This window comes from Hymenobacter ruricola, from assembly GCF_015694525.1.
In the GTDB taxonomy this organism is placed as follows: Bacteria; Bacteroidota; Bacteroidia; order Cytophagales; family Hymenobacteraceae; genus Hymenobacter; species Hymenobacter ruricola.
In genome coordinates, this window is record NZ_JADQDM010000001.1 from 1 (window position 1) to 20,711 (window position 20,711).

The following is a 20,711-nucleotide window of genomic DNA, read 5'->3' on the forward strand; positions in this document are numbered from 1 at the left end:
GACGCCCCGCTCTTTTTTGCTGTCATTACAGAAGAAATATACGTCCTTCTTCTGTCCATCATTCCTAGACCACCTCAAAACCGCACGGTGTCCGCTTATGTCCTCACGCGCCGGGGGCGGTGCGTCGCTTTCTCCTATGACTTTCCCGGGAGCTAAATCCGCTGGAAAGGAGCCACCGTGCGGTGGTCAAAAAGCTGTTAAATGCACCAGAATAGAAACCCGGGTTGGGAAGTTCCGGATGCCTGGCACGAAAAAGGCCGCCTGATAAGGCGGCCTTTTTCGTAGTTCGAGCAGTGGTACCTTATCGGTAGCCACTGGCGTTGCTGGAAACCTCTGCATCTGCCATCGCGCCCGTGGCGAATGACCACCGCTCTTTGGACGTATTGCCCCAAATGAGGTTCATCTGACTAAAGCGGAGGGCCCTTAGGTTGCGTTCATACACCGTTTTAATTCGGGCTTGCTTGCCCGGGTCATTAAACTCGGTTGCGCTAAGGTTTATGGTTCGGTCTCTCCACTCGATTTTGGCGCCCTTCATGAGTTGGTCACGCGGCAGCAAACGGATATAACTCTGACGCATTTGAGGGAACAAAGCCCGCTGCTGCGCCGATAGGCGGGGGTATAGCCCAGCGCACAGCTTGCGGCAGACGGAGTCACCACTGCGGTTTCCCCTTCTAAGCAGTCCGCCCATTTCGGCAAACCATTTCGTTCGGGCAATCATCCCGGACACGTCATATGGCACTTGCCGGTAGATGGGCTTTTGAAATTCCTCCGAAAGCCCGCCCAGCTTGGTCCGCAAAGCCGAAACTTCCGCCATGGGCAAAGGCACCACGGTGGTATCGGCCTCTTCCGGGACTGACGAGCATCCCGCCAGCAAAGCCAGGGCGGTTGTAAGAAGAAAGTGTTTCATGGGCGCTATGCTGAAGCAGGAATTGGTGAGCACCAAAGGAACGGCACATCAAACCCTCTCACCATAGGGTAATTACGCGTTTAGAAAAACCACGTAGTTACCCGGGGATAAGATGCTAGGTTAGTTCAGTCAGCGCCCGGAAACCCGCTTACTGCACCACGGCCTGCTTGCTGGCCGAGCGCCCAAACCTGGTGGGGAAATACACCAGCTCGGCTTTGGCGGGGTTGACGGTGTACACGCCCCGGAACCGGGGCTGCAGCGCGATGCGGAACTGGTGCCGGCCCACGGGCAGGCGGTCGAGGAAGATGCCGGTTTGCTGGCGCAGGTATTCGCGGTGGGTTTCGAGGGAATTGGTCGGGGCCGGTTCGCCGTAGGAGCAGCCGGCCGGAATGGGCACTTCCAGCAGCACGTAGCGGGCTTCGGCGGGCACGTCCACGGTCACGAGCAGCTCGGCGGGCTGGCCGGCGTGCAGCAGCACCCGCGTGCCGGCTTGCCCGGCCAGCTCGGTGCGCACCGTGAAGGCGGCGGCCACCGGCCCCGGCGTCGGGTTCCAATGGCTTTGGTAGGCGGTGGCGTAGAGCGGGAGCAGGCCCTCTTTGCGCAGCGTGAGCGGGCCGCTGCTGCTGGCCAGCTTAGTCGTGAAGGGAAACTGCGTTACCGTCTGGCTAAGGCCGCCGCTGAGCTGGGCCCGCGCCAGCGTGGCCGGCTTGCCCGCCGCCAGCAGGTCGGGCCCGATGGTTTCGAGGATTTCGGCCGCTTCGTAGGTGCTGGTCCAGTGCCCGCCCAGGCGCAGATTGAGCAGGCCCACGCGCAGGCGGGCCAGCTCGGCCTCGTGCCCGGTGTGGGTGCGCAGAGCCCGGTAGGCCAGCAGCGTGGTGCCCACCTGGCCACGCAGCAGGTAGCGATAGTAAGTCGACGCGTGCAGCGTATCGCCATAAAACACGCCGCCAAGCTGGGTGCGCAGGCGGTAGCGGCGCAGCGTATCGAGCTGGTAGGGCAAGCCGAGCTGCTGGCGCAACGCCACCAGCGCCAAGTAGCGGTCGAGGGGCTGGCGGCCCTGCTGCAGGCGGTCGAAGCGGGCCAGGTAGGTCCCGAAATCGGCCGGGGCGCCCAGGCGGTGCAGCAGGCCCAGCAGGCGAATGAGGTCGTCGGGGGCGCGGTAGTACCCATAGTAGCCGGGCTGCAGCCGGCCCTGCAGCGCGGCCACCGTGGCGGCTTCGCTGAGGTGGCTGTCCAGCTCGCGCAGTAGGAAAGCCTGCACCGGCGCGCGGTCAAGCGGCACTTTGTAGCCGGCTTTTTCGGCCTCCAGCAGGGCTTCCAGCACGTGCGTGGTGGCCCAGGCACTCACCGGCGACTCGAGCCAGGTGCCCCACAGGTGTTCGGGCTTGTGCTGGCCGGCCAGCAGCTTTTTGATGAGAAAGTTGATGGATTTGTCGCCCCGGAATGGCAGCGCCTGCACCGTCCGGATGCGCCGCTCCAGCAGCAGCGCCTTCAGCTTGGAGGCGGCCTGCTCGTTGCAGAGGTAGGCGTAGTGCTGCAGGTGCTCGATTTCGGAGAGCAGCAGAGGCAGGGCGTCACTTTCCAGGCGCACCGTCACCTCGCCCCAAGCCGGGTTCACAGGGAGCTGCACGGTGGTGTCGGCGGCCGTGAGGGTGGCGAAGGTGCCCACCCGCTCCAGGGTGCCGGCCGGCAGCACGGGCAGGCTGCGCTGCTCGCCGTCCTGGTAGCCGTTGGCCTGGGCCAGGCCGAAGCTGAGCGTGACCGAATCGGGCCCCGGCGACGCGGGAGCAGTGAAGGTGAGCGTATCCAGCGCCACAGGGCTCACCAGCCGGTTTTGGGTGCGCAACATCTGCCCGCCGGCCCGGAAGGTGGTGGTCACTTGCGCCGTATCGAAGCCGTAGTTCAGGCTTTTGCCCAGCAGCTGGGTGCGGTCGCCGGCTACCAGGAAACGGGGCGTGGCCAACTCGGCGCGCAGCTGCTTGAACGATTTTACGCGGCCGGTGGCCTGGCCTAGCCGGCCGTGGTTGTCGGAGGCCAGCACGAAGCTGTCCCAGCTGGTCACGTCGTCGGGCAGCACCACCTCGGTGCGGGCCTCGCCGCGGGCGTCGGTCACGAGCAAGGGCCGCCACCAGGCATAGTCGCGGAAATGGCGGCGCATGGCCAGGCGCGGGTCCTGGCCGGGGCCGGCGGCGTCGCCGGTCTTTTTGGTGCTGATGAGCAGGACGCCGTTGGCGGCCTGGGCGCCGTACAGGCCCACAGCCTGAGCGGCTTTCAGGACGTTAACGTTCGCAATAATGGCGGGGTCAATGTCGGCCACCAAGCCGTTGAAGGGCAGGCCATCGAGGATAATCAGCGGTTGGGCGCTGGCGGTGAGGGAGGCGCTGCCGCGAATGCTTATCCGCGACGAGCTGCCCGGCATGCCACTCGTGATTTGCACCCCAGCCACCTTGCCTTGCAGCGCCACCGACGAAACGGCATAGCCCAAGGACTTGCGCTCTCGCGTATTGCCAAGCGCTGTCACAACTACTTCGCTCAACTGTTTGACGTCAACTGATAGCTTGACTTCCAACACACTCTGCCCGTCCACCGCCACGTCTCGGCTGGCGTAGCCCAAGTAGCGGAAGGACAAGGTGCTGCGCCCATCGGGCGGCACTTGCAGCGAAAAGCTACCGTCGGCATTGGTGGAAACTCCCAGGGTGGTGCCTTTCAGTAGCACCGTTACGCCGGGCAAGCCTTCTTCGCTGGCCTGGTCGAGCACCCGGCCGCGCACCGTGTGCCAGCCGGGCTTGGGCGCGGTGGGCGTCTCCACCCGGATTTCGCGGCGGGCGGGCACGCTGTCGGCCCAAGTGATGGAATCTTTGATGGGCCGCCGCAGCCACAGCTGCTGGTTGATGCGGCGGCTGAGGCGGCCGGCCGGCACGCGGTCAGCGAGGCAAAGCTGGAAGTAGGTCTGGCCGTTGGGCTCAATGCACACGTCCTCGGCGGGAGCCAAGCAGGAGCTGTCGGCCAGCAGCACGGCCACGCGGTAGCGGCCGGGCGCCAGGGCCTGAATTAGCTGCCCGCCGGGTTCGAGGCGCCGGAACTTGGGCAAGCCGGGGCGCGTGAGCAGCACGTAGCGCGGCACTGGCAATTCCGGATAAGTGGGGTTGACTTTGGCGGGGCGCTCGGGCAAGCGCAGCTCCAGTCGGCCCTGGCCTGCGGGCGTGGCCTGGGGCACGTCGAGCCGGGCAGTGAGGTAGTCGGGCGTGGCAGCGGCCACCCAGGCGGGCTGGCGCCTGAAGTCAGCCTCGGTGTAGGCAAAGCCGTTCAGCGGCAGCCAGTCGGCGCCCGCAGTGCCGTTGAGTTTGCCCAGATGGCCGGTTTCCAGGCATTGCATTTTCAGCAGGCTGGGCCCGAAAGAATAGCGGTACAGCGGCTCAAACAGGAACTTGCGCCGCAGCCCGTAGGCATCGCGCAGCAACACCGAATCGGGCCGGAAAGGCCCGCTCACCGCCGTGCCGCCGAAATAGCCCGGCGACACGGGCCGCAGCAGCAGCCCCTGCCGCAGCGTGGCCGCCGCCAGCGGCGAATTATCCAGCACCACCACGGCGCGCTGCAGGCCCAGCAGCTCGGCGGGCGCCAGGGTGGCCGGGCACTTTTCTACGCTCAGCTCGGCGCAGGGGCGGTTTACGTCGATGCTCAGGGTGAGCTTGTGCAGGGGGCGCAGGTACACGTCGCGCAGCGTCACAAAGCGGGTAGCGGTGCGAATGCTCAGAGTGTGAAAGCCACTGTCAGCCACGGCCGTGTAGGGGGCGCTGCGGTTGAGGTCGTGGATGTAGGCGGGCTGGCCGTCGACGTATACGGCCATCGGGGGCTGCACCCGGCCCGAATCAACGAGAAAAACTGCTACCTGCGTGATGCCGCCCGGCGCCGGCCGGTACTCGTGAAAAAAGCCGCTTTCCGGGTACAAAAACTTATAAAACGTAAGCGAGTCGAGCCCCAGCGCGGTGTGCCAGCGGGCCCAGGGCAGCAGCTGCCGCCCCGAGGAGCCGTCAAAATCCTCGCCCAGCTCGAAGCGCCGCCGCGACTGCCGACCCAGCACCGGCCGGCTGGCCCGCAGCACGGGCAGCTTCGGCGCGTTGGGCTGCCCAAACTTGCTGGTGTGGGCGTAGCTCGTGAGGTCGGCGTTGGGCACGGGGCGGCCCCGCTCGTCGGTCACGGCGTAGCGCAGGCTGATTTTCTGGCCCGGGTAGGCCACGGCCGGCTGCTCGGTGCTGACGACGAGCTGCGGCGCGGGCAGGGCCATGGTGAACTCGGCCGTGCGCATTTCCTCGCCCCACCAGTAGTGCAGCGAGGCGTACCAGGGCCCGGTGCCGGCGCGGGGCACGGCCAGGCGCAGGGCGGGGCCGTAGCCGCGGTAGCGCAGGCGGTTGCCCTGGTAGAGGTAGTACCAGAAATTGACCTGGTGCGGGTTGCTCACGGCCAGCACCAGCGAGTCAGCCGAGCGGTCGGAGAGCAGGCTGAGCTCGGCGTTGTCCTCGTCGATTTCAAGGCTGGCCTCGTGGCCCTGCGCGTCGCTCAGTGCATAAAAGTCGGCTAGGCCGTTCACCTTCACCGCGCACGGCAGCTGCACCGGCCCCCGAAACAGCCAGCCGCTGCCCAGGTCGCTGTCCGTGGATACCTTGAGGATGGCCGCGTGGGGCTGACTTTGGCCCAGGTGCCGGTATTGCAGGTGCACCGAGTCGCCGCGCAGCTCCAGACGCAGCTCGCCGGGGTCGCGGCGGAAATCGACGGTGGTGCTTTCGCTGCGGCGCTCGTTGTCGGCGTTGAGGAAAGTGGCCTGCACGCGGTAACGAAAGTCCACATCGGGCAGGGCGGCACCGGGCAGGTCGAGGCGGGTTTCGCCCAGCGCATCCAGCGGCTGGCGCTTGGTCCAGAGCGTATCGGGCACGAAGAGCTGGCGGCGCGGCAGCGGGCCCGGCGCGCCGGCCGGCGTCACGCTCAGCTGCACCCGGGCATCGAGCAGGTTGAGGTCGTTGGCATCGGTGCCGCGCAGAAATACGGCCTGGGGCTGGCCGGCGCGCTGGGTTTTCTCGGCCACGCGCAGGGCATAGTGCGTGTTTTTGAGCTCGTAGTCTTCGAGCATAAACTGCCCGCTGGCCAGCACGCGCCGGCGCCGGTCCTGCAGCCGGAAGCCCACGTAGGTGTCGGGCCGCAGGCCCAGCGTGTCGGTCAGGGGCAGGGTGTACTGGTAGCTGCCGGGCCGCGTGGGCCGCAACGTGGCAATGCGCTTGCCGGCTTGGGCATCGGCCTGGCTGGCGCCTAGCCAGAGGGTGAGGGGGCGGCGGTAGGGGTGGCCGTTGGTTCGGCGCAGCACCCGCGCCTTCAGGCGCAGGGTGTCGGCGGCGGGGCGGTAGCGGGGCTGGCTGGTGGCCACGTAGCTGGTCCAGCGGTAGTCGGTTTGGGCGCGCTCGTTGTCGTGCCGGTCCTCGCGGCGCTGTTGGCGCTCGTCGCGCACGTCTTCGTTGAAGGGTGAGCGTAGCAGCCCTACCAGGCCCGTCGACACATCCGAGGCGTGGTGCAGCTCGGTCACCAGCTTCCGCACCGGCCGGCCGAGGTAGCCCAGCGGAAAGCCGTATGCCGCCCGCCAGTAAATCGGCCGCAGCCAGGCCGCGCGCGGCCGGTACCGCTCGCCTTCCTCCGGAAACTTCTGGTCGAGGGTGTGGTAGGTGGTGCGTCCGTGCTGCGTCACGGCCACTAGGCCTTCGCGGCTGCGGCCGGTGCGCCGGTAGGTTTGGGTGGCGGCGTCGAAGGGGAGGGGCCGGCCGGCCAGGGCCACTTGCGCATCGGGCAGCAGCTGGCCCAGCGAGTCGCGCACTACCAGGCTCACGTCCACCTGGTTGTCCACCACCAGCACTTCGCGGTCGGTTTCGGTGCGCAGCCAGTACACCAGCTGGCTGCCTTCGGTGTGGGCCACCAGGTAGTAGCCCAGCGGCAGCGGGCGGCGCGCGGGCTGGCCCGAAGGAAACGAATCGGCCACCTGCGTGAAAAACGCCGGCCGCGCCGCGTTCATGCCCCGCTCGTAGAGGGCGCGGGCCTGCGCATCGGTGATGCGAAAAACCTTAGTGAGGTAGCTCGTTTGGCGGGCCTGGGCCACCGGCTGTTGGGCAAGGGCGGGGCGGAGCAAGAGCAGGAAGAAGGCGGCAAAAAGTAGCAAAGGGCGCATAGGCAGCGGGAGAGGGGCGGTTTACTGCCCGATGCGGGCGGCCCGCGAAATGCACAGATGCCTTGCCAGCCGGCTTGCCCGATTGGCGACTCAGGTGGCCTTTTCGGTTGCTAAATGGCGTCGCCCCACAAGCCATCTTCAAGTGAAAGCGGGCAAAGCAGCCGGCTCTCAAACCCACCCCGCGCCGTTTACTGCGCCGGCTGCAACAGGCCGTCGGCGTATCTTTGCCCCGATGCGTTTGTTGGCCCTGCTGCTTTCTCTGTACCTCACCTGCCTCGCCTGCCTGCCCTGTGCCGACGACGTGGCGACGTGCGCAGCCCCGGCCCAAACCAGCGTCAGCCCCGCCTCACATTCCGAGGGCGGCCAGCACGACCTGGGCGACTGGTGCTCCCCGCTTTGCCAGTGCCATTGCTGCGCCGGGGCGGTGCTGGCGCCCGGTAGAGTGGTGCCGCTGGCCTTGTTGGCACCGTTGCAGTGGGTGGCCGGCCCGAGCCACGCCGCGCTGCTCGTGGCCGCTCCCACCCGCTCCACGGCGGCCGTGTGGCAGCCCCCGCGGGCCTAACCTTTCCTCGATTTTTCTGCTGACCCGCTGGGCGCTGCTGGCGTTCCGGTTATTCGTGGTGCGTGTTTCGCGCCGGGCCACGCCGCTGCTTCTGCCCATAGGCCGGGGCCGCCGCGCCGCAGGATTTCAATTGAAGCGTTAGACCTTACCCCACCCAGCGGATGTTTGACCGGCTGATTCACTTTTCTATTCACAATAAGCTCATCATCGGGCTGCTCACGCTGGCCCTGGTGGCCTGGGGCAGCTACTCGCTAAGCCGCCTGCCCATCGACGCGCTGCCCGACATCACCAGCAACCAGGTGGTGGTGTACACGGTGGCGCCGTCCTTGGCCGCCCAGGAGATTGAGCGGCTGGTATCCTTTCCCGTCGAGCAGGCCATGGCCACCATTCCCGGCCGGGTCGAAGTCCGGTCCTTTTCGCGCTTTGGCCTCTCGGTGGTCACCGTCGTGTTTGAGGATAAAACCGACATCTACTGGGCCCGCGCCCAGGTTTCGGAGCGGCTGCGGGAAGCCGAAAGCCAGATTCCGGCCGGCACCGGGCGGCCCGAGCTAGCGCCCCTCAGCACCGGCCTTGGCGAGATTTACCAGTACCTGGTGCGCGCCAAGCCCGGCTACGAGCAGCGGTACGACGCCACCGAGCTGCGCACCATTCAGGACTGGCTGGTGCGCCGGCAGCTGCTGGGCACGCCCGGCGTAGCCGATGTCAGCTCTTTCGGCGGCCGGCTCAAGCAGTACGAAGTGGCCCTCGACCCCGAGCGGCTGCGCTCGCTGGGCGTGAGCGTGGGCGAAGTGTACCAGGCCGTGGCCGCCAACAACCAGAACGCCGGCGGCGCCTACCTCGACCAGAACCCCACGGCCGCCTTCATCCGCACCGAAGGCCTGGCCACAAGTCCCGCCGACATCGGCAACATCGTGGTGCGCAGCACCAGCACTGGCCTGCCCGTGCTGGTGCGCGACGTGGCCGACGTGCGTCTGGGCTCGGCCGTGCGCTATGGGGCCATGACGCTGAATAACCAGGGCGAAGTGACGGGCGGGCTGGTGCTCATGCTCAAAGGCGCCAACGCCTCGGAAGTCATCAAGGACGTGCAGGCGCGCATGGCCATCATCCGCAAAACCCTGCCCGCCGGCGTCACCGTCGAGCCCTTCCTCGACCGCTCCCACCTCGTGGACCGCGCCATTCACACCGTCAGCAAAAACCTGCTCGAAGGCGCCCTGATTGTGATTTTTGTGCTGGTGCTGTTCCTCGGCAACTGGCGCGCCGGGCTGGTGGTGGCCTCGGTTATTCCGCTGGCCATGTTGTTTGCCGTGAGCATGATGCGCCTGTTTGGCGTGTCGGGCAACCTGATGAGCCTCGGCGCCATCGACTTCGGGCTGATTGTGGACGGGGCCGTCATCATCGTGGAGGCTATTGTGCACCGGCTGCACGGCGGGCACGCGCCGGGCCACGCCGCCGGGGGCCAGCTCACGGCGGCGGAAATGAACGACGAAACCTACACGGCCGCCAGCAACATCCGCTCGTCGGCGGCTTTCGGCGAAATCATCATCTTGATTGTGTACCTGCCGCTGCTGGCGCTGGCGGGCATCGAGGGCAAGATGTTCCGGCCCATGGCCGAAACCGTGGCCTTCGCCATCCTCGGCGCTTTCTTGCTGAGCCTCACCTACGTGCCCATGATGTCGGCGCTGGCCCTGAGCCGCAGCACCGAGAACAAAAAGACCTTTTCTGACCGCATGATGGCCTTTTACACCCGCCTCTACCACCCGCTGCTGAAGGGCGCCCTGCGCCACCAGGCGGCGGTGCTGCTCACGGCGGCAGGGCTGCTGGCGGGCGGGTTTTTCCTGTTTCGCACGCTCGGCGGTGAGTTCATTCCCACGCTCAGCGAAGGCGATTTTGCGGTGGAGATGCGCACGCTCACCGGCTCCTCGCTCAGCTACACCATCGAGCAAGCCCAGGTGGCCGGCGGCATCCTCAAAAAGCAGTTTCCCGAAGTGAAGGAGGTGGTGGCCAAAATCGGCTCCAGCGAGATTCCCACCGACCCCATGCCCGTGGAGGCAGGCGACCTGATGATTATTCTGAAGGACCAGAAGGATTGGACTTCGGCTGGTAACCGCGAGGAGCTGGCCGCCAAAATGGCCCAAGCCCTGAGCGTGATGCCCGGCGTGACGTTCGGCTTCCAGCAGCCCATCCAGATGCGGTTTAACGAGCTGATTTCCGGGGCCAAGCAGGACGTGGTGCTGAAAATCTACGGCGAAGACCTGCAGCAGCTGGCCGACTACGCCCAGCAGGCCGGCCACCTGGTGCGGCAGGTGCCGGGGGCCGAGGATGTGTACGTGGAGCAAATAACCGGCCTGCCCCAAATTGTGGTGCAGCTTGACCGCAACCGCCTCGCCCGGTTCGGCCTGAACGTGGCCGACGTGAACCGCACCGTGCAAACGGCTTTCGCGGGCGAAACCGCCGGCCAGGTGTTCGAGCAGGAGCGCCGCTTCGACCTCGTGCTGCGCCTGCGCCCGGACCTGCGCAAGGACATCAACAGCGTGCGCCGCCTGTTCATCGCCGCCCCCAACGGCCAGCAGGTGCCCCTGGAACAAGTGGCCAACGTGGAGCTGCGCGAGGGCCCCAACCAGATTCAGCGCGACGACGCCCGGCGCCGCATCAGCGTGGCCTTCAACGTGCGGGGGCGCGACGTGGCCAGCGTGGTGCAGGAACTGCAGGGCAAAATCGACCACCAAATCCGCTTCGCGCCCGGCTACTTCACCACTTACGGCGGACAGTTTGAGAACCTGCGCCAGGCCACCGAGCGGCTCAGCATTGCGGTGCCGGTGGCGTTGGTGCTCATCTTCGTGCTGCTGTTTTTCACCTTCCGTTCCTTCAAGCAGTCGGTGCTGATTTTTACGGCCATTCCGCTGTCGGCCATTGGCGGCGTGGCGGCGCTATGGCTGCGGGGCATGCCGTTCAGCATCTCGGCCGGGGTGGGCTTCATTGCGTTGTTTGGGGTGGCCGTGCTCAACGGCATCGTGCTCATCGGCTACTTCAACCAGCTCAAAGCCGAAGGCATCAGTGACCTGACCGAACGCATCATGCGCGGCACCGAAGTGCGCCTGCGCCCTGTGCTGATGACGGCCACCGTGGCTTCGCTCGGCTTTCTGCCCATGGCACTGGCCCAGTCGGCCGGCGCCGAGGTGCAGCGGCCGCTGGCCACCGTCGTCATCGGCGGGCTGGTGTCGGCCACGCTGCTCACGCTGCTGGTGCTGCCGGTGCTGTATGCCCTCTCCGAGCAGAAAAAGGCCCCAAAGCCAACTCCCGAGCAGCGGCCAGCGACCAAGAGCCTGCCCGTGGCCTCGCTGCTGTTTCTGCTGTTGTTGCCGTTGCTTGGCCAGGCCCAAAGCCCGCTCACCGCTCCGCAAGCCGTGGCCCAGGCCCTGCAAACCAACGGTACGGTCCTGGCCGGCCAGCGCGCCCTCGAAGCCCAGCAGGCCCTGCGCCGCGCCGCCTACGACTTCGGCTGCACTACGGTGCAGGGCAGCTACGGGCAGTATAATTCGGAGAATCGGGACAACCAATTCACCGTTTCGCAGTCGCTGGCGTTGCCCGGCGTGTACCGCAGCGCCGCCGGGCTGGCCGATGCCCGCATTGCCGGCCAGCAGGCCCAGTTGGCCTGGGTGCAGGCCGAACTGCGCCGCCAGGTGCGCCTGAGCTACGAGCAGGCCGTGCACGCCCGCCACCGCCTGCGGGTGCTGCGCGGGCAGGACAGCCTCTACACCGAGTTCCTGCGCGCCGCCACCCTGCGCTTCAAAACCGGGGAAGTCGCCCGCCTCGAACCCGCCACGGCCCTGGTGCAGCAGGGCGAAATCCGGACCCAACTGCTGGCCGCCCGCACCGATTTCCGGGTGGCCCGGCGCCAGCTGCAGGCCCTGTTGCAAGCGCCCGTCGCCGTGCAGGTGGCCGACAGCATTCTGCGGCCCCTGGCGCTGCTGGGCGCCGTGCCGCGGGCCGATAGCAGCGCGCCCGCCCCGGCCGACACATTGCTACTCGCCAACAACCCCCAGGCGCGGGCCCTGGTGCAGCAGGTGGCCGAGCGCCGCGCCGAAACCCGCGTGGCCCGCACCGCCGGCCTGCCCGAGTTCACGGTGGGCTACTTCAACCAAAGCATCATTGGCTACCAGCGCCTCGACGCCGCGGGCACCGAGCGTTACTTCGGGCCCGGCGCCCGCTTCCAGGGCGTGCAGGCCGGCGTGGCCGTGCCCCTGCTGCGCGGCCCCCAAAAAGCCCGGGTGCAGGCCGCCCGCCTGCAGGAGCAGGTGGCCCAGGCCAGCCTTGAGCGTTACCAGGCCGAGCTGGCTGGCCGGCTCGATGAGCTGCTGGCCCGCCGCGCCGAGCAGCAGCAGCGCCTGCGCTACTTCGAAACCACGGCCTTGCCCCAGGCCACGGTCATCACCCGCTTGTCCACCCTGGCTTACAAGGCCGGCGAAACGGGCTACTCCGAATACCTGCTCAACCTGGAGCGCGCCCGCCGCCTGCGCCTCGACTACCTCGACGCCCTGCTGCAACACAACCAGACCGTTATCGAGTTGGAATACCTACTGGGCAGCCAGTAGAACATAAGAGCCATGGCAGAACCAGCACGAAGAGTGAACTCGTCATGCAGAGCGCAGCGAAGCATCTCGCGTGCCACCACTATTTAGTTTGAGCACGCGAGATGCTTCGCTGCGCTCTGCATGACGGCCTTTTTCTGATTCTGACATGACCACCTGATTGAACAAGCATTATGCCGGCCCTCACTTCTTCACTTCTCAAAATGCGCTACCTGACCACCTGTTTTCTGCTGCTGGCCCTGCTGGCTGGCTGCGGCAAAAAAGCAGTTGAAGAAACCACCGAAGCCTCAGCCACGGAAAGCAAAGCTGCCCCGGCCGCCGAAGCCGCGGCCCCCGACCAGGTCACCCTCACCAGCGCCGAGCAGCAAATCGGCGGGGTGCGCTTGGGCGCCCTCACCCAGCAGCCCATGAGCGGCGGCCTCAAGGTGAACGGCGTGCTGGACGTGCCGCCCGAAAACCTGGTTTCCGTCAGTGCCCCGCTGGGTGGCTTTGTTGAGCGCACCAGCTTGCTGCAGGGCTCCCGCGTGCGCGTGGGCCAACTGCTGGCCGTCATTCGCAACCCCGATTTTGTGCAGCTGCAGCAGGATTACCTCGAAGCCCGCAGTCAGCTCAAGTACGCCAAGGCCGAAGCCGAGCGCCAGGGCGAGCTGTACCGCCAGGAAGTGGCGCCGCAGAAAAATTACCAGCGCGCCCAGGCCGAGTACGAAGCCCTGCAAGTGAAAACCAGTGCCCAGGCCGCCCGCCTGCGCCTGGCGGGCCTGCCTGTCGGCGGCCGCATCGTGAGCACGGCCAGTTTGCGCGCCCCCAAAAGCGGCTTCGTCAAGGCCGTCAACGTGAGCATTGGCCAGAGCGTGACACCTACTGACGTGCTGTTCGAAATCGTAAATCCCGAGCACCTGCACGTCGAGCTTACCGTGTTTGAGCGCGACATTCCGCAGGTGAAGGCGGGCCAGCTCGTGCGCTTTTCTCTCGGCAACGACTCGCTCAGCCGCGAGCGTACTGCCCACATCTACCTCATCAGCAAAGCCATCGGCCCCGAGCGCACGGTGCGCGTGCACGCCCACCAGGACCGCGAAGACGAGGCGTTGCTGCCCGGCACCTTCGTGCGCGCCGTCATCGAAACCAACCGCGTGACCGTGCCCACGCTGCCCGAAAAAGCCGTGGTGCAGTACGGCGCCCAGGCCTACGTATTCGTGGCCGCCAGCGCGGGTGCCCCGGCCGGCACCGCCACCTACCGCCTCGTGCCCGTGACCCGGGGCGTGAGCGAAGACGGCTACACCGAAGTCCACCTGCCCGCCGCCGAGCAGGGCCAGCCGCTGCGCTTCGTGACGGCAGGCGCGTACGCCTTGCTCGGCAAGCTCAAGAATGCCGAAGAAGAGGAGTAGCCCCGCTTGCTGACCGTTCGCGGTTTCGGGTTTTCCACACATATCGCATGGTAATTCGCAGGCGCGACTTGTGCCAGAAAAGTGCCGGATTATTGGAAATTAGCCCCAACTTCGGTTTTTTGAACCTTTAGCGCTATTTCCATGGTCAACCGTTTGTTTGCTGGCGCCGCGGCGCTGGCATTGCTGCTGCTCAGCGCCTTTGCCCCGGCGCCCGGCAAGATTACCGTGTACCTCATCGGCGATTCCACCATGTCGGTGAAAGAAGTGAAGGCCTACCCCGAAACCGGCTGGGGCATGCCCTTTGCCACTTTTTTCGACGAAACCGTGACGGTGGACAACCGCGCTCAGAACGGCCGCAGCACCAAAAGCTTTCTGGCCGAAAACCGCTGGCAGCCCGTGGCCAAAGCCCTGAAAGAAGGCGACTACGTCTTCATCCAGTTTGGCCACAACGACGAAGTACCCACCAAGAAAAGCTACACCCCCGAAGCCGACTTCAAAGCCAACCTCGTCCGTTTCATCGCCGAAACACGCGCCCAGAAAGCCGCGCCGGTGCTCATCACGCCGGTGGCGCGCCGCAAGTTCGACGCCGCCGGCAAGGTGGAAGAAACCCACACAGCATACGCCGAAATCGTGCGCGCCACCGCCCGCGAGCAGCAGGTGCCGCTCATCGACCTGGACCGTGAAAGCCAGACCCTACTCCAGCAGTTTGGCGTTGAGAACTCGAAACTGTTGTTCAACCAACTGCTGCCCGGCGAGCACCCCAACTACCCCGAAGGCAAAGAGGATAACACCCATTTCAACGAACTGGGCGCCCGCAAGATGGCCCAAATTGTGCTGGCCGACGTGCGCGCGCTGAAGCTGGAGCTGGCCTCGCGCATCGTGCAGCGCGCCGCCGCCAAAACCGTAGACCCCCAGGCACGGTAGAACCCCCGGCGCGCCGCCCTCTGCGGCCAATACGTAATCGGCGGGCCGGCTTTGCGCATGTCCGTTGGCGGGGCGTACCTTCCGGCCGTTCAGGCCGGCCTTTGCCGGGCGTTCGCCACCCTATGCAGCCCCGTCCGGCTTCCCTGCCCGCTCTCGATTATTTGCAGTATCAGTTTCGGCCCGATTTGCAGGTGCTGGTGGGCCGGTGGCTGCGCCAGCCCACCGAGGCGGAGCTGCACGCCGGCTACCAGCGCCTGCTGGAAGTGGCCGAAGCCTGCGGCGCCCGCCTCTGGCTGGTGGATGCCCGCCGACGCGACCACGCCAACCAGCAGGGCACGGCCTGGATGATGGAGCACTTTCTGCCCCAATTACCCCAGCGACTGGGCCGTCCGGTGCACATGGCTTACCTGTTCATGCCCACCCACCTCTACGAGCTGGAACACGACGCCACCGTGCCGCCGCTCACCTACTTCGAGGGCCGTGAGTACCACGTCGAGCGCTTCACCGAAGAGCAGGCGGCCATGCAGTGGCTGGCGGCCTGCCGCGCCCACGAAGATTTACCGGCGTAGGCCAACCGGGTGGCTATTTCAGGTTGGTGCTGCGGTGGTGCAGGCGGATTACCTGCCCTGCGCGTTTGCCGCTCTGCTTAATCTTGGCATCGGGGGCGCGGGCCAGCACGAGGCGTGGGAGAGTGCAGTCGTCAAGCGCCACGTGCTGGAGGACGTAGCCCGCGGCTTCCACGTCCAGCACCTGGCCTTCGTACACCGGGTTGGTGAGCTGGAAGCGGCCCAGCGCGTCGGTCACGTAGGTGTCGTGGGTGCCTTTGATGAGCAGCGTGGCGCCCACCAGGGGCTTGCCGTTGGGGTCGTACACCTGGCCGCTGATGGGCGCGCACAGCAGCCGGGCAGTAGCGGCCGGGGCGCGGCCGGGGCGCTCGGAGAGGGCCAGGCGCTCCTGGGCATTCGCCTCGGATGAGGGACGCGAATCAGCGCTTTGGGCGAAGGCCGGGCACGCGCCGCAAATCACAACGAAACTTAAAGCGAGGAAAAAAGGGCGCATGAGATGGGGGCGGGAAAGGGTGGCAGGAAGGGGAAACGACGGCCCGGAAAGCGGCATTTCATTAACACGCAACACACTACGCCGAGGTTGCCTTGCTAAACGAAGAAAAAAGAGTAGCTCGTTCCCCACTGGTTCACCTGACGGCAACATGACTCTTTCACCCGCCGTTCACGGCCGCGTAGTAATTTGCTTTTTCATCCTAAATATATGACAATTTTTTCTTTTCACAATGTATTTCGTGTGGCGGCCAAACAAATTGGCCCCTTAATTACCTGCAGTTGCCTGTTGGCTGCGGTCACTGGACAAGCCCAAGGGTTGGTCGCATTTCCGGGCGCCGAGGGCGCGGGCCGGTTTACGACCGGGGGGCGGGGCACCGCAGCGGTGCCCACCACGGTGCTGGAAGTCACGAACCTGCTCGATGACGGCCAGCCGGGCTCGTTGCGCTACGCGCTGCAGCTGAGCTCGGCCAAGGCGCCGGCGCGCACGGTGGTGTTTCGGGTGTCGGGCACTATCCATTTGCTCTCGCCGCTCACCATCAGCAAGCCCAACACCACCATTGCGGGCCAAACGGCGCCCGGCGACGGCATTTGCCTGGCCGACTACCCGGTGTCGGTGAAGGCCAACAACGTCATCGTGCGCTTCCTGCGGTTTCGGATGGGCGACAAAAACCAGAACGGCGGCTTCGTGGACGGCGCCGGGGGCGACGATGCCTTCGGCGGCATCCGCAACAAGCGCCTCATCATCGACCACTGCTCGATGAGCTGGAGCACCGACGAGGCCCTGTCGGTGTATGAGGGCGACAGCACCACACTGCAATGGAACCTCATTGCGGAGCCGCTGAACTACTCCTACCACTACGAAAAGGGCGACACCGACTTCGAGCGCCACGGCTTCGGGGGCATCTGGGGCGGGCAGCATTCCTCGTTCCACCACAACCTGTTTGCGCACTGCAAAAACCGCACGCCCCGCTTCAACGGCAGCCGCTACACCCACCCGGCGGGCTTTGAGAACTGCGATTTCAGCAACAACGTCATCTACAACTGGGGCGAGAACAACGTGTACGCCGGCGAGGGCGGCAACTACAACGTCGTCAACAACTACTACAAGCCGGGCCCCAACACCAACCCGCGGGTGCGCGCACAGGTGCTGAACCCCTACAAAATCGACAAGGAGCAGGGCCGCCTGCCCTACGGCAAGTTTTACCTCACCGGCAACTACGTGGACGGCGCGCCCGCCGTGACGGCCCGCAACTGGCGCGGCGTGGTGATGAACGGCGGCACCGCCGCCGACACCGTGCTGGCCAAGGTGACGAAGCCCTTCGCCCTGGGCCCCACCACCCTGCAAGCGGCCCCCGCCGCCTACGAGGCCGTGCTGCGGGGCGCCGGCGCCATCCGGCCCACCCGCGACACCCTGGACCAGCGCATTGTGCGGGAGGTGCGCCGTGGCACCGGTACCATCATCGACGTGCAGGGCCACTACCCGCACGGCACGCCCTACAGCGTGAGCCAGCGCGCCTGGCCGGTGCTGAAATCGGCGCCCGCGCCCGCCGACACCGACCACGACGGCATGCCCGACGCCTGGGAAAAAGCCCACGGCTTGAACCCCAGCAGTCCCGCCGACCGCGCCCAGCGCGCCCCCAACGGCTACTCACAGCTCGAAAACTACCTCAACAGCCTCGCCCTGGCCATGACGGCGGCCAAGCCAATGGCGCCAAAACCAGTTGGCCCGAAACTAGTTGGTCCGAAACCAGTGGGTCCCAAGCCTACGGCGCCCGCGCCCCGGCCGGTGGCCCCGAAGCCGGTCAAAAAGTAAGTTTAGATGGACTTCAGGCCGGCGGCTTCGCAGAAAACGATGCAGTTGCCGAACGGGTCGAAAACTTCCATTTCCAGCACCAGCGCGCTCCAGGAGGCGGGGAGCAGGGCGGGCCGGTGGTAGGGTTTGTTTTGGTCGAGCAGCTGGTTATGGTAGGCCAGCAGGCCCCATATCACCACCCGCACCCGAGAGCCCATGGCGCCGTCGTCGGGGTTGGTGCTGAGGTGCAGCACCACCTCGCCGCGCGACAGCTGCACGTAGGCGTAGGGCTTCACAGGCTGCTGCTCCCAGTCGATGCGGAAACCCAGCCAGCCCACGTAGAAATCGAGTGCGGCGGCGTAGTCTAAAATCCGAAAAACGGGGGTTATCATGCCGCCTGGGGTAGAAAAAGCGTCGGAAGGGCTGCCTACGGAAATGGAAATATAACTCGTGATTGGTTAAGCATTACTTTATGAAGAAGCGGGCTTGTGATTGATAATGCGTTACGGCGCCGAAAACGGCCCTGGCGGGCTACATTTAGCGCATGATTTCTCCTGCTGAATACGATGCGCTCGATGGCCTGGCCATGGCGGCCCTGGTGCGCAGCGGCCAGCTCACGGCCGCCGAGCTGTGCGCCGCCGCCATTGCCCGCGCCGAAGCCCTGAACCCGCAGCTCAACGCCGTGGTGCACCCGCTGTATGAGGCCGCGCGGCAGCGGGCCCGGGCCGGGCTGCCGGCCGGGCCGTTTGGCGGCGTGCCGTTTCTGCTGAAGGATTTTGGGGCGCAGTACGCCGGGGCGCCGCACACCTCGGGCAGCCGGGCCCTGCACGATTTCACGCCCAAGGAAGACGCCGAACTGGTGCGCCGCTGGCAGGCGTCCGGCCTGAATATCCTGGGCAAAACCAACACGCCCGAGTTTGCCCTGATGGGCGTGACCGAGCCCGCCCTGCACGGCCCCACCCGCAACCCCTGGCACCTGGGCCATACCCCCGGCGGCAGCAGCGGCGGCGCGGCCGCGGCGGTGGCCGCTGGCATGGTGCCCGTGGCCGGAGCTGGCGACGGGGGCGGCTCCATCCGGATTCCGGCCGCCTGCTGCGGGCTGTTTGGGCTGAAGCCCAGCCGCGGGCGGGTGCCCACCGGCCCCGAACAGGGCGAGAAGTGGCAAGGCGCCGCCGTGGAGCACGTGCTCAGCCGCTCGGTGCGCGACAGCGCCGCGATGCTGGACGCCACCTGCGGCCCCGACGCGGGCGCGCCCTACTTCCTGCCCGCGCCGGCCCGGCCGTATATGGAAGAAGCCGGCCGGCCGCCCGGCCGCCTGCGCATCGCCTTCAGCCTGGGCCACCCGCTGGGCCGCGCCCTGCACCCGGAGTGCGCCACCGCCGTGCAGGATGCTGCGCGGCTGCTTGAAAGTCTGGGGCACGACGTGGAAGAAGTGCCGCTGCCCTTCGACGGCCGGGCCATAGCCTCCGCTTTTCTGATGCTGTATTTCGGCGAAACCGGGGCCAGCATTGCGGCTTTGGCCAAGCACCTGGGGCGCCCCGCCCGGCCCGCCGACGTGGAGCCCACCACTTGGCTGCTGGGCTTGCTGGGCCGCACCTACACCGCCGCCGACTTTGCCGCCGCCCGCCACACCTGGAACGACAGCGCCCGCCGCATGGGCCGCTTCCACGAGACGTATGACCTGCTGCTGACGCCCACACTGGCCACCCCGCCCGTGCGCATCGGCGAGCTGCAACCGAAACCGCTGGAGCAAAAGCTGCTGAAGCTGGTGAACACCTTCGGGCTGGGCGGCCTCATCCAGCGCTCCGGCCTGGTGGAGAAGCTGGCCGAGCAAAGCCTCGAAAAGACGCCCTATACGCAGGTGGCCAACCTCACGGGCCAGCCCGCCATGTCGGTGCCCCTGCACTGGACGGCCGAGGGGCTGCCCTGCGGCGTGCAGTTCATTGCCCGGCTGGGGGCCGAGGATGTGCTGTTCCGGCTGGCCGGGCAGCTGGAACAGGCCCGGCCGTGGTTTGAGAAGCGGCCCGGGTTGTAGCGCGGACTTTGTAGTCCGCAACCCCGCGCCCTTAAAACCGCTATAACGACCCGGGGTCGCGGACTACAAAGTCCGCGCTACATTCTACTCTTGCTTCTTCACCACGCTGATGCTGCCGTTGCGCTCCAGGCGCACGGCTTCGGTGTCGGCCAGCGCGGCCACGTTGCCGCTGTCGCGCAGGCCTTCCAGCAGGTCGTTGTGGGTGAGGTTGTGCTGGGCCAGGGTTTCGGGGCAGGGCTGGCCGTGCTCGGCCAGCAGCACCGCATCGCCTTTCACCAAGCGGCTCACGGCCTCGCTGCGGAAGGAGGCCCAGGCCAGCAGCCGGTGCAGGCCCACCAGCACCAGCCCGGCCAGCAGCGTGCCCCAAAACGGCGAGGCGGCCACCACGGCCCGGCTCAGGACGGCCCCCAGCATAATTTTCACCACCATGTCGAACGCCGTGTTGCCGCCGAAGGTGCGCTTGCCCGAAAGCCGCAGCAGCGCCAGCGCCGCCACAAACACCAGCACCGTGCGCACCGCCATTTGCAGCGCCGTGATGGTGTGCGAGTCGGCATCGGGGCCGAAAAGGGTGTCGGCCAGCTCTTTCATGGGGTCGAAATAAGAGCCTGCTTCAGCAGGGCGGCGGCCCGGGCGGGCCCCACCCGGTGCAATACCTTGATTTCGCGGCCGTGGGCTTCGTTGTAGGAGCTGAAAAAGTGCTCGATTTCGCGGAGCATAACCTTCGACAAATCGGTGATTTCGCGGATGTCGTCGTGCTCGCGCGAGTCGGCGGCCACGGCCAGCAGGCGGTCGTTGCGCACCACCTGGCCGTCGTTTTCGCGCTGCTCCACCTCCAGCGCCCCGATGAGGCGGGCTTCCACCACGCAGCCCGGAAACGCGGGCGCCGACAGCAGCAGCAGCACGTCGAGCGGGTCGCCGTCGGCGGCCCGGGTGGAGGGCACGAAGCCAAAATCGAACGGGAAGCTGTGGCCCTCGGGCAGCACGCCTTTTAGCTTGAAGACTTGCAGGTCGGGCTCAAAGGCAAACTTGTTGCGCCCGCCTTTGGGCGTTTCCACCACCACGTGCACGCGGCTGCGGGAGTGGGGGACGTGGGCGGGCAACTGATGCAGGGACGAAGCCATGGAAGCGGAGCGGCTGGTGCCGCCTGGTGCTCCTAATGACGGGCAATGTTACGCAGATGTTACGACGGCGCAGCTTACGCGGCCGGGAACGAAAAAGCCCGCTGGTGGGCGCAGCCAACAACCAAACCCAGGG

General features: G+C 66.4%; 13 protein-coding genes. 7 read left to right on the forward strand and 6 right to left on the reverse strand.

Going from position 1 to position 20,711, the window contains the following annotated elements; genetic code table 11:
- Positions 1 to 301: 301 nt before the first annotated feature.
- Together I2H31_RS00005 and I2H31_RS00010 are read right to left on the reverse strand one after the other, a co-directional pair.
- Complete coding sequence (locus tag I2H31_RS00005) at positions 302 to 907, reverse strand: hypothetical protein (protein ID WP_196290962.1); 606 nt, start codon at positions 905 to 907, stop codon at positions 302 to 304.
- A gap of 148 nt (positions 908 to 1,055) precedes the next feature.
- A complete protein-coding gene (locus I2H31_RS00010; protein ID WP_196290963.1) occupies positions 1,056 to 7,112 on the reverse strand; it encodes a carboxypeptidase-like regulatory domain-containing protein in 6,057 nt (2,018 codons plus the stop codon).
- Between the two features lie 232 nt (positions 7,113 to 7,344).
- Between I2H31_RS00010 and I2H31_RS00015 the strand changes: the two genes are divergently transcribed.
- From I2H31_RS00015 to I2H31_RS00035, 5 genes are all read left to right on the forward strand, one after another.
- Positions 7,345 to 7,674, forward strand: coding sequence for a DUF6660 family protein (locus tag I2H31_RS00015; protein ID WP_196290964.1), 330 nt, complete (start codon positions 7,345 to 7,347; stop codon positions 7,672 to 7,674).
- 161 nt (positions 7,675 to 7,835) lie between these two features.
- Entirely contained in the window at positions 7,836 to 12,266 is a 4,431-nt protein-coding gene (locus tag I2H31_RS00020) for a CusA/CzcA family heavy metal efflux RND transporter (RefSeq protein ID WP_196290965.1), read from the forward strand.
- Between the two features lie 200 nt (positions 12,267 to 12,466).
- Positions 12,467 to 13,648: an efflux RND transporter periplasmic adaptor subunit gene (locus I2H31_RS00025; protein ID WP_196290966.1), complete on the forward strand. Its 1,182-nt coding sequence runs from the start codon at positions 12,467 to 12,469 to the stop codon at positions 13,646 to 13,648.
- A gap of 141 nt (positions 13,649 to 13,789) precedes the next feature.
- Entirely contained in the window at positions 13,790 to 14,572 is a 783-nt protein-coding gene (locus I2H31_RS00030) for a rhamnogalacturonan acetylesterase (protein WP_196290967.1), read from the forward strand.
- Between the two features lie 122 nt (positions 14,573 to 14,694).
- Positions 14,695 to 15,141 carry a hypothetical protein gene (locus I2H31_RS00035; RefSeq protein ID WP_196290968.1) on the forward strand — a complete coding sequence of 149 codons (447 nt, stop codon included), beginning with the start codon at positions 14,695 to 14,697 and terminating at the stop codon, positions 15,139 to 15,141.
- Between the two features lie 13 nt (positions 15,142 to 15,154).
- On the opposite strand, the gene I2H31_RS00040 is transcribed toward I2H31_RS00035, so the two are convergent.
- On the reverse strand, positions 15,155 to 15,631 hold the full coding sequence (locus I2H31_RS00040) for a carboxypeptidase-like regulatory domain-containing protein (RefSeq protein ID WP_196290969.1): 477 nt from the start codon (positions 15,629 to 15,631) through the stop codon (positions 15,155 to 15,157).
- Positions 15,632 to 15,946: 315 nt separating this feature from the next.
- Here I2H31_RS00040 and I2H31_RS00045 point away from each other — a divergent pair, with 315 nt between their 5' ends.
- A complete protein-coding gene (locus tag I2H31_RS00045) occupies positions 15,947 to 17,443 on the forward strand; it encodes a pectate lyase (protein ID WP_196290970.1) in 1,497 nt (498 codons plus the stop codon).
- Between the two features lie 2 nt (positions 17,444 to 17,445).
- Here the strand turns inward: I2H31_RS00045 and I2H31_RS00050 are convergent, their stop codons facing one another.
- Positions 17,446 to 17,814, reverse strand: coding sequence for a glyoxalase superfamily protein (locus I2H31_RS00050; RefSeq protein ID WP_196290971.1), 369 nt, complete (start codon positions 17,812 to 17,814; stop codon positions 17,446 to 17,448).
- 152 nt (positions 17,815 to 17,966) lie between these two features.
- Here I2H31_RS00050 and I2H31_RS00055 point away from each other — a divergent pair, with 152 nt between their 5' ends.
- Positions 17,967 to 19,457, forward strand: coding sequence for an amidase (locus I2H31_RS00055; protein ID WP_196290972.1), 1,491 nt, complete (start codon positions 17,967 to 17,969; stop codon positions 19,455 to 19,457).
- A gap of 84 nt (positions 19,458 to 19,541) precedes the next feature.
- Here the strand turns inward: I2H31_RS00055 and I2H31_RS00060 are convergent, their stop codons facing one another.
- Together I2H31_RS00060 and I2H31_RS00065 are read right to left on the reverse strand one after the other, a co-directional pair.
- Positions 19,542 to 20,045, reverse strand: coding sequence for a DUF421 domain-containing protein (locus I2H31_RS00060; protein ID WP_196290973.1), 504 nt, complete (start codon positions 20,043 to 20,045; stop codon positions 19,542 to 19,544).
- Positions 20,042 to 20,578: an inorganic diphosphatase gene (locus I2H31_RS00065; protein WP_196290974.1), complete on the reverse strand. Its 537-nt coding sequence runs from the start codon at positions 20,576 to 20,578 to the stop codon at positions 20,042 to 20,044. Before I2H31_RS00065 ends, I2H31_RS00060 begins: the two co-directional genes overlap by 4 nt.
- Positions 20,579 to 20,711 lie beyond the last annotated feature (133 nt).

Coding starts and splice junctions, on each gene's coding strand:
- I2H31_RS00005 (WP_196290962.1), bottom strand. CDS start 907: ATGAAACACTTTCTTCTTACAACCGCCCTGGCTTTGCTGGCGGGATGC.
- I2H31_RS00010 (WP_196290963.1), bottom strand. CDS start 7,112: ATGCGCCCTTTGCTACTTTTTGCCGCCTTCTTCCTGCTCTTGCTCCGC.
- I2H31_RS00015 (WP_196290964.1), top strand. CDS start 7,345: ATGCGTTTGTTGGCCCTGCTGCTTTCTCTGTACCTCACCTGCCTCGCC.
- I2H31_RS00020 (WP_196290965.1), top strand. CDS start 7,836: ATGTTTGACCGGCTGATTCACTTTTCTATTCACAATAAGCTCATCATC.
- I2H31_RS00025 (WP_196290966.1), top strand. CDS start 12,467: ATGCGCTACCTGACCACCTGTTTTCTGCTGCTGGCCCTGCTGGCTGGC.
- I2H31_RS00030 (WP_196290967.1), top strand. CDS start 13,790: ATGGTCAACCGTTTGTTTGCTGGCGCCGCGGCGCTGGCATTGCTGCTG.
- I2H31_RS00035 (WP_196290968.1), top strand. CDS start 14,695: ATGCAGCCCCGTCCGGCTTCCCTGCCCGCTCTCGATTATTTGCAGTAT.
- I2H31_RS00040 (WP_196290969.1), bottom strand. CDS start 15,631: ATGCGCCCTTTTTTCCTCGCTTTAAGTTTCGTTGTGATTTGCGGCGCG.
- I2H31_RS00050 (WP_196290971.1), bottom strand. CDS start 17,814: ATGATAACCCCCGTTTTTCGGATTTTAGACTACGCCGCCGCACTCGAT.
- I2H31_RS00055 (WP_196290972.1), top strand. CDS start 17,967: ATGATTTCTCCTGCTGAATACGATGCGCTCGATGGCCTGGCCATGGCG.
- I2H31_RS00060 (WP_196290973.1), bottom strand. CDS start 20,045: ATGAAAGAGCTGGCCGACACCCTTTTCGGCCCCGATGCCGACTCGCAC.
- I2H31_RS00065 (WP_196290974.1), bottom strand. CDS start 20,578: ATGGCTTCGTCCCTGCATCAGTTGCCCGCCCACGTCCCCCACTCCCGC.